This is a genomic window from Pseudomonas parasichuanensis, from assembly GCF_021601385.1.
Classification (GTDB): Bacteria; Pseudomonadota; Gammaproteobacteria; order Pseudomonadales; family Pseudomonadaceae; genus Aquipseudomonas; species Aquipseudomonas parasichuanensis.
Genome location: NZ_BQHO01000023.1, coordinates 96,838 through 103,257, shown reverse-complemented (window position 1 = coordinate 103,257; position 6,420 = coordinate 96,838). Strand labels below are relative to the sequence as shown.

General features: G+C 65.3%; 6 protein-coding genes and 1 pseudogene. 2 read left to right on the top strand and 5 right to left on the bottom strand.

All coding sequences use genetic code 11. The features are described from left to right. Positions 1 to 291: 291 nt before the first annotated feature. Positions 292 to 1,170 carry a DMT family transporter gene (locus L6D77_RS18410; RefSeq protein ID WP_232884517.1) on the bottom strand — a complete coding sequence of 293 codons (879 nt, stop codon included), beginning with the start codon at positions 1,168 to 1,170 and terminating at the stop codon, positions 292 to 294. 213 nt (positions 1,171 to 1,383) lie between these two features. On the opposite strand from L6D77_RS18410, the gene L6D77_RS18405 reads away from it, so the two are divergent. Then, positions 1,384 to 2,208, top strand: coding sequence for an aldo/keto reductase (locus L6D77_RS18405; RefSeq protein WP_232884518.1), 825 nt, complete (start codon positions 1,384 to 1,386; stop codon positions 2,206 to 2,208). Between the two features lie 10 nt (positions 2,209 to 2,218). On the opposite strand, the gene L6D77_RS18400 is transcribed toward L6D77_RS18405, so the two are convergent. After that, the gene (locus L6D77_RS18400; RefSeq protein ID WP_110996210.1) at positions 2,219 to 3,100 is read right to left on the bottom strand and encodes a LysR substrate-binding domain-containing protein; all 882 of its coding nucleotides are present in this window, start codon (positions 3,098 to 3,100) and stop codon (positions 2,219 to 2,221) included. Between the two features lie 158 nt (positions 3,101 to 3,258). Between L6D77_RS18400 and L6D77_RS18395 the strand changes: the two genes are divergently transcribed. Beyond that, positions 3,259 to 3,909: an ankyrin repeat domain-containing protein gene (locus L6D77_RS18395; RefSeq protein WP_232884519.1), complete on the top strand. Its 651-nt coding sequence runs from the start codon at positions 3,259 to 3,261 to the stop codon at positions 3,907 to 3,909. A gap of 97 nt (positions 3,910 to 4,006) precedes the next feature. On the opposite strand, the gene L6D77_RS18390 is transcribed toward L6D77_RS18395, so the two are convergent. From L6D77_RS18390 to tssK, 3 genes and pseudogenes are all read right to left on the bottom strand, one after another. Further along, positions 4,007 to 5,107, bottom strand: coding sequence for an OmpA family protein (locus L6D77_RS18390; protein ID WP_232884520.1), 1,101 nt, complete (start codon positions 5,105 to 5,107; stop codon positions 4,007 to 4,009). A gap of 25 nt (positions 5,108 to 5,132) precedes the next feature. Next, positions 5,133 to 5,498 (bottom strand): type VI secretion system baseplate subunit TssE, encoded by a 366-nt coding sequence (tssE, locus tag L6D77_RS18385; RefSeq protein WP_232884521.1) that lies wholly within the window; start codon positions 5,496 to 5,498, stop codon positions 5,133 to 5,135. A 43-nt stretch (positions 5,499 to 5,541) separates the two neighbouring features. After that, a pseudogene (gene tssK, locus L6D77_RS18380) lies at positions 5,542 to 6,414 on the bottom strand (type VI secretion system baseplate subunit TssK); the annotation flags it as partial. Between the last annotated feature and the right edge of the window lie 6 nt (positions 6,415 to 6,420).

Genomic DNA, 6,420 nt, shown 5'->3' with positions numbered 1-6,420 from the left:
GGGCCCGGAGGACGCCGGAGCGAAGGGACCCCGGAGCGCAGCGCAGGGGCCGTATGATGGGAGCGAGCGGCTTTGCTTACTTTGGCCAAGACCAAAGTAAGCCGCCGTAAGGGCGGAAAGGTGACTAAGCGTCGACATCACAAATGAATGCGCATACAACTATCAAAACCAACAAAAAAACAACACTCCAAGAAACTTAAAACTTAAAACTTAAAACCTGAAACTTGAAACCTGAAACTTGAAACTTGAAAACATGAAGCAACAGCCACAACAACCTGAATACCCCATCCCCTACTTACGCCGCTGCATCCAAGCCGCCCCCAACCCACTCAAACAAATCACCGAAATCCCCACCAAACTCATCCCATCCGGCACCTGCCCAAACACCACCAACCCCAACAACCCCGCAAACACAATCTGACAATAACTGAACGGCGCCAACAACGCCGGCGCCGCATACCGAAACGCCTGCGTCAGCAGCAAATGCGCCGTCATCCCACACCCCCCCAGCGCCAGCATCAACAACGCATGCGGCCACTGCGGCACCTGCCAGAAAAACGGCACCATCGCACTCAGCACCAAGGTATTGCACAACCCCGCATAGAAGTTGCTGGTAGTCGGACTGTCATGAGCCGCCAGCACCCGCGTCAGCAACTGGTAAGAACAGAATCCCAGCGCCGACCCCAGCGGAAACAGGATCGCCGGGGTAAACATCGCCCCGCCCGGGTGCACCACCACCAGCACCCCGACAAACCCCATCACCACCGCCGCCCATTGGCCCACCGTTACCCGCTCTTTGAGGAGCGGCACCGACAAGGCGGTGACCAGCACCGGGGCCAGGAAGTTGACCGACGTTGCCTCGGCCAACGGCAAATACTGCAAGCCGGCAGTGAACAACAGGCTGGTGCTGAGCAAGCTCAAGGCACGTAACGTCTGCAACAACGGGCGCCGGGTACGCAGCACCGCCATACCGGCCTTGGGCAGGAAGATCCCGGCCATCAGCAGGGTATGCACCAGGTAACGGGCCCACACCACCATGATGATCGGGTAGATACCGCCGAGGAATTTCGACAGCGCGTCGTGGCCGGCGAACAGGAAGGTGGCCACCACCACCAGGGTGATACCGCGCAGCGGCTGGTTGACTCCGGACAGCGGCGTACTGGAACTCATGGGGCTCTCGGGCGGTGGCCCCGGCCTTGCGCCCGGGCATCCGCGGATTCTAGAAGAGATCCAGGGCGATGAACATTGCCCAGGCCAGGGCTTCTGAACTGCCCGGTACATTTCGTTCGCTGATCGACCACTTTTCCTCGGCCCCCACTGCCAGCCTTGAGTTGATGGCCGATCATGGCCTTTCACCTATCAATCCGTACAAGGAGTACCTCCATGCACAGGCTCACCACCCGCCACGGCCTCGACCTGCCCGCCATCGGCCTGGGCACCTGGCCAATGACCGGCGCCGACTGCACCCGCGCCGTGCACCAGGCGCTGGAGCTGGGCTACCGGCACATCGACACCGCCGCGGCCTACGACAACGAAACCGCGGTCGGCCAGGCCCTGCGTGACAGCCGCGTGCCGCGCGAGGCCATTCACCTGACCACCAAGGTCTGGTGGGATCGCCTCGCCCCCCAGGCCATGCGCCAGTCCCTGGAAGACAGCCTGCGCGCCCTGGGCACCGAACAGGTCGACCTGTTCCATATTCACTGGCCGGGCAAGGATTGGGACCTGGCGCGCAGCATCGAAACCCTGGTGGCCCTGCGCGATGAAGGCAAGGCGCGTTGCATCGGCGTGGCCAACTTCCCGCTCGGGTTGCTACGCCAGGTGATCGAAAAGCTGGGCGCCCCGCTGTCGGCAATCCAGGTCGAGTACCACGTGCTGCTCGACCAAACACCGCTGCTCGACTTCGCCCGGCAGCATGGCCTGGCCTTCACTGCCTACACCCCACTGGCACGCGGCGAGGCTGCCGAACAACCGGCCATCCGCGCTATCGCCGACAAGCACGGCGTACTGCCCAGCCAGGTGGCCCTGGCATGGTTGCTGGAGCAGTCCGGCGTGGCAGTGATCCCCAAGGCCAGCAGCCGTGAGAACCAACTGGCCAACCTGGCGGCACTGAACCTGCGACTGGATGATGAGGACCGCGCCCGGATCGGCGCACTGGCGAAGGACCGGCGCCTGGTCAGCCCGGATTTCGCACCGCAGTGGAACAGCTGAACAACCCCCTTCAGATCGCCTGCACCGCCAGCAGCTCGGTGAGCACCTCGGCCAACGCCTTGACCATCACATCGGCCGTGGGCCGGTGCACGATCACGATCTCGTAGCTGTCCACCTCCGGCAGCCCCTGCTCGCCCCCCAGCACGCGGTGCTCGCGGGTGGCCGCCCGCGGTGGCAGCAGGCTGATGCCCATGCCATCGGCCACCGCCGCCTGGATACCGCTGAGGCTGGAGCTGGTGAAGCTGATGCGCCAGCGCCGGCCCATGCCCTCGATGGCGCTGATCATGTCGTCGCGGTACAGGCCCCGGGGTGGGAAGGTCACCAGCGGCACCGGGTCGAGTTCGAAGGCTGGCATGCGGGCGCTGTCGATCCACTGCAGGCGCTCTGGCCAGCAGGCCACCCCTTCGCGGCTGTTGCGCCGCTGCTTGAGCAGCACCAGGTCGAGCTCACCGTTGTCGTAGGCCTGGCTGAGGTCGCGGCACAGCCCACTGGTGACCTCCAGCTTGACCTGCGGGTGGCGCCGGCTGAACGCCGACAGCGCATTGGTGGTGCGCCCGCCAACGAAGTCCTCCGGCACGCCCAGGCGCACGGTCATGCCGACCATGGCCCCGGCCAGCGCTTCGAGCATCTGGTCGTTCAGCGCCAGCATGTGCCGGGCGTAACCCAGCAGGGTCTGGCCGGCATCGGTGGGCAGTACGTCGCGGTTACCGCGCACCAGCAGGCGGTGTCCGACCATCTCTTCGAGGCGACGGACCTTCTGGCTGATGGTCGACTGAGTGGAGTGCAGGCGCGCCGCTGCGGTGGTGAAACTGCCGCAATCGGCCACCACCACAATGGCGCGCAGCAGGTCGAGGTCGAACAGGGCTCTATTCGATTTAACGCTGATGGACATCTGGGTATTCGACTTCTGAATGACAAGCCTGACTTCTATCACGCCCTTCCACCCCCGGCAACCATGCGTAAATCCACTGGTTGGCATCCAGAAAATTCACTTCTGGCACCGCGCGCAGTTACCTAGGATGAACGCTCGTCCTGCCAGGAACCCAGACCATGCGCCTGCCGATTGCCACCCTGCTGCTGGCCCTGCTCACCAGCCTTGCCGCCCACGCCGAGAGCCTGCCCATGAATAACCGCCTGTTCGATGCCGCCCGCCTTGGCGACCTGCCCGCCCTCCGCAAGGCGCTCGCCCTGGGCGCCCCCCTCGACGCCCGTGACGAGCAGGGCCAGACCGCGCTGCTGGTGGCCACCCACGCCAACCAGGTCGCCGCGGCGCAGGTACTGATCGAGGCAGGTGCCGACGTCAACGCCAAGGACAATATCCAGGACAGCCCTTACCTGTACGCCGGTGCCCGTGGGCTGAACGAGATCCTGCGCCTCACCCTCGCCCATGGCGCCGACCTGGGCAGTACCAACCGCTACGGCGGCACCGCGCTGATCCCGGCGGCCGAGCGCGGGCATGTGCAAACCGTGCAGTTGCTGATCGATGCCGGGGTCGATGTGAACCACCTCAACCGCCTGCACTGGACCGCGCTGCTGGAGGCGGTGATCCTCGGCGATGGCGGGCCGCGCCATATGGAGATCGTGCGCCGGCTGCTGGCGGCCGGGGCAGATCCTGCGATTGCCGACAAGGACGGGGTGACGGCGCTGGAGCATGCGCGCCAGCGGGGGTATGGGGAGATGGTGGCATTGCTGGAGCGCTAATTCGCTGGAGGACCCAACTGCCGGCAAGCCGGCTCTCACACAACTGCACATAACCCCATAGATTTGACTAAGACCTGTGGGGTGCGCAGTGCTCAACTCAGCCACCCTGCCCGCACGCCTCGACCTGCGGCACCAGGCGAATGTCGACCCGACGATTCGCCGCCCGCCCCGATGGGGTGCCATTGCTGGCCAGCGGCCGGCTGGCGGCAAGCCCCTGCACGGCGAAGCAGCTGCCCGGAATCTCGCCCATGCGCTGCAGCCAGTCACGCACAACCGTGGCGCGGGCACGTGACAGATCGAGGTTCTGTGCCTCACCACCGCGGCCATCGGCGTGCCCGGCAATCACGATCAGCCACCCAGGGCGAGCCTTGATGTCCACCAACGTCTTGACCAGCTGCCGCGTCGCGTCGGAGCCGAACTGCGTACTACCGGCTTCAAACAGGCTCAGGCTGTCGAGCTGGATCGCTGCGGGCTGTGCCTGGAGAGTTTGCCAATGCTGCCAGGCAACGCCACCGACACCGCCCAGCAGCACCCCGAGCGCCAGCAGCCATGACGAGGCACCGCGGCGCCTGGCGGGCGGCTCAACAGTAAAGGTATAAGCCGGCTGCAAGGGCTCAGGGCTGACAAAGGCCGTTTGCGGCCCAATGTTCCAGGCCTGGACCGGCAGGCTCAAGGCGCGATCGTCAGGCACCCTGCGCAACAGCAGCCCGACCTGCCCGCGCAACGCCTGCAAGGTTGCCGGGCAGGCCTGGCCATAGCGCATCAACTGCTGCTCCAGCCGCGCGAGTTCGCTTGCCAGCACTGGCAATGCCGCCAAACACGCCGGGCTCCACTGTGCAGCCCGCACCAAAGGTTGCAAGCGTGCGCACAGCCCGGCCAGCAGGTCGATGCGCAACGCCACCTGGGTCGGCCACAGGTGAGGCCATTGATCGAGCAGTGCCGTCAGCAACCCCAGCCCTTCGCTCATGCCCATCAGGCCAGCACGCCAGGCTCGCGCCATGACGAAGGCCGCCGCACTTTGCAACTCAATGCCGTTACGCTCGAACAGCGCCACGCAGAGTGCCTCGACGCCCGCCCAGTCCACGTCCGGGCAGGCCGGGTGGCCCAGCTTGGCCAGCTCAGCCTCCAGTGCCTTGTAGGCCTCGAAACCGTGGGGGTCGCCCCCCAGTCGAATACGCCTTTCGAACAACGTTGTCATGGGTGTCTCCCTGCTACCCAGCTCACTATTCGGCCAGTAACCGCTGCCGTTTCAAGTGGCGCACCACTACCCTGCCCTCGCCACCCAGCGTGGCGCCGAAGCTGGCCTGACCGCCCGCCTTGAGCTGCACATCCAGCCTGTAGTCCAGGTGGCCGGGGCAGGATTGCGTCAGCAGTTCGACCTGGATCGCCGCCAGCCGTGGCTCGTATTTGAGCAGCCGTTCGGCCAGGGTCGCGGACAGTCCGTGCGCGCTGGCGGGCAAGCCCTGCAGCAGCGTGCCCATGTCCGGTAGACCGTAATCGGGCAGATGGGCCAAGGCGCCTGCCCGGCAGTTGAGCAGGCGCTGCAGGTTGTCCAGCACCGACAGCAGGTGCTGCTCGTGCTCTGCCACACGGTGCAGTTCCAGCTCGCCGATGAAGTTCTGCAGCAGCGTCGGGGATGCAGTCGATGCGCTGATCCAGCGAGAAGGTCAGCAAGCTGCCGGCCAGCGGTGCAAGCATCTGATACACCTGCTCGGGATGACGGCCCGGATGGGCCTTCAGGTCTACCAGTAGCGGGTGGCAGGAATTCAACGCATTGAGCAGCCAGAACAAGGTCACATCGGCAACGGCGAAGTCGGCCATGCGCTGGTTGCTCTCGCGGCGCATGCCCATCAGCCGCTCGCGCTTGGCCGACAGCTGGGTCAGCAGGTTTTCGAGCATCGCCAGCAGGCCGGGGTGGCCATCGAAGCTGAGCAAGGGCGGGATGAAATTGCTATCCAGCTCCCAACCGCCCTGGGTCGCGCGCACCAACCGCGCCAGCGGGCAGGTCAGGTAGTCGGCGTTGTCGTCACTGTCCAGCCGCAGGCTGAGCGCGTGTTCCAGCACGCCGATCGACTGCACTTCATCGCCATACAGGTCCTGTACTTCACGCCAGACCTGGCGGTAGCGCTGCGGGCGGTCTGCCCTGCCCTCGGCGAACAGGCAGTTGTTGCCATTGGCCTGCTCCAGCGGCAGCGCCAGCAGCACCACCACGCTCTGCACCTCGTCCGCCAGCAAGCGCGACAGTTCAAGGGCGCCGGGCAGTTGATCGAACTGGCCGGTATCGACCGGAGTGCCGTCAGCCAGGCAAAGGCTCAGCCGGGTGGCCTTGAGCTTGCCCAGGCGCAGCGCATCCTGGTCAAAGCCGACCGCCTGCACACCCCAAGGGTGTGCGAGCGTCAGCTGAGCGCAGAAGCGCGTGGCCCACGCCTCATAGCGGCCCTGCTGCTGGAACTGCTGCGGGGACAACAACGCCCCCGCAGCCCACAAGGGGCGGTGAATATTCACGTTCAT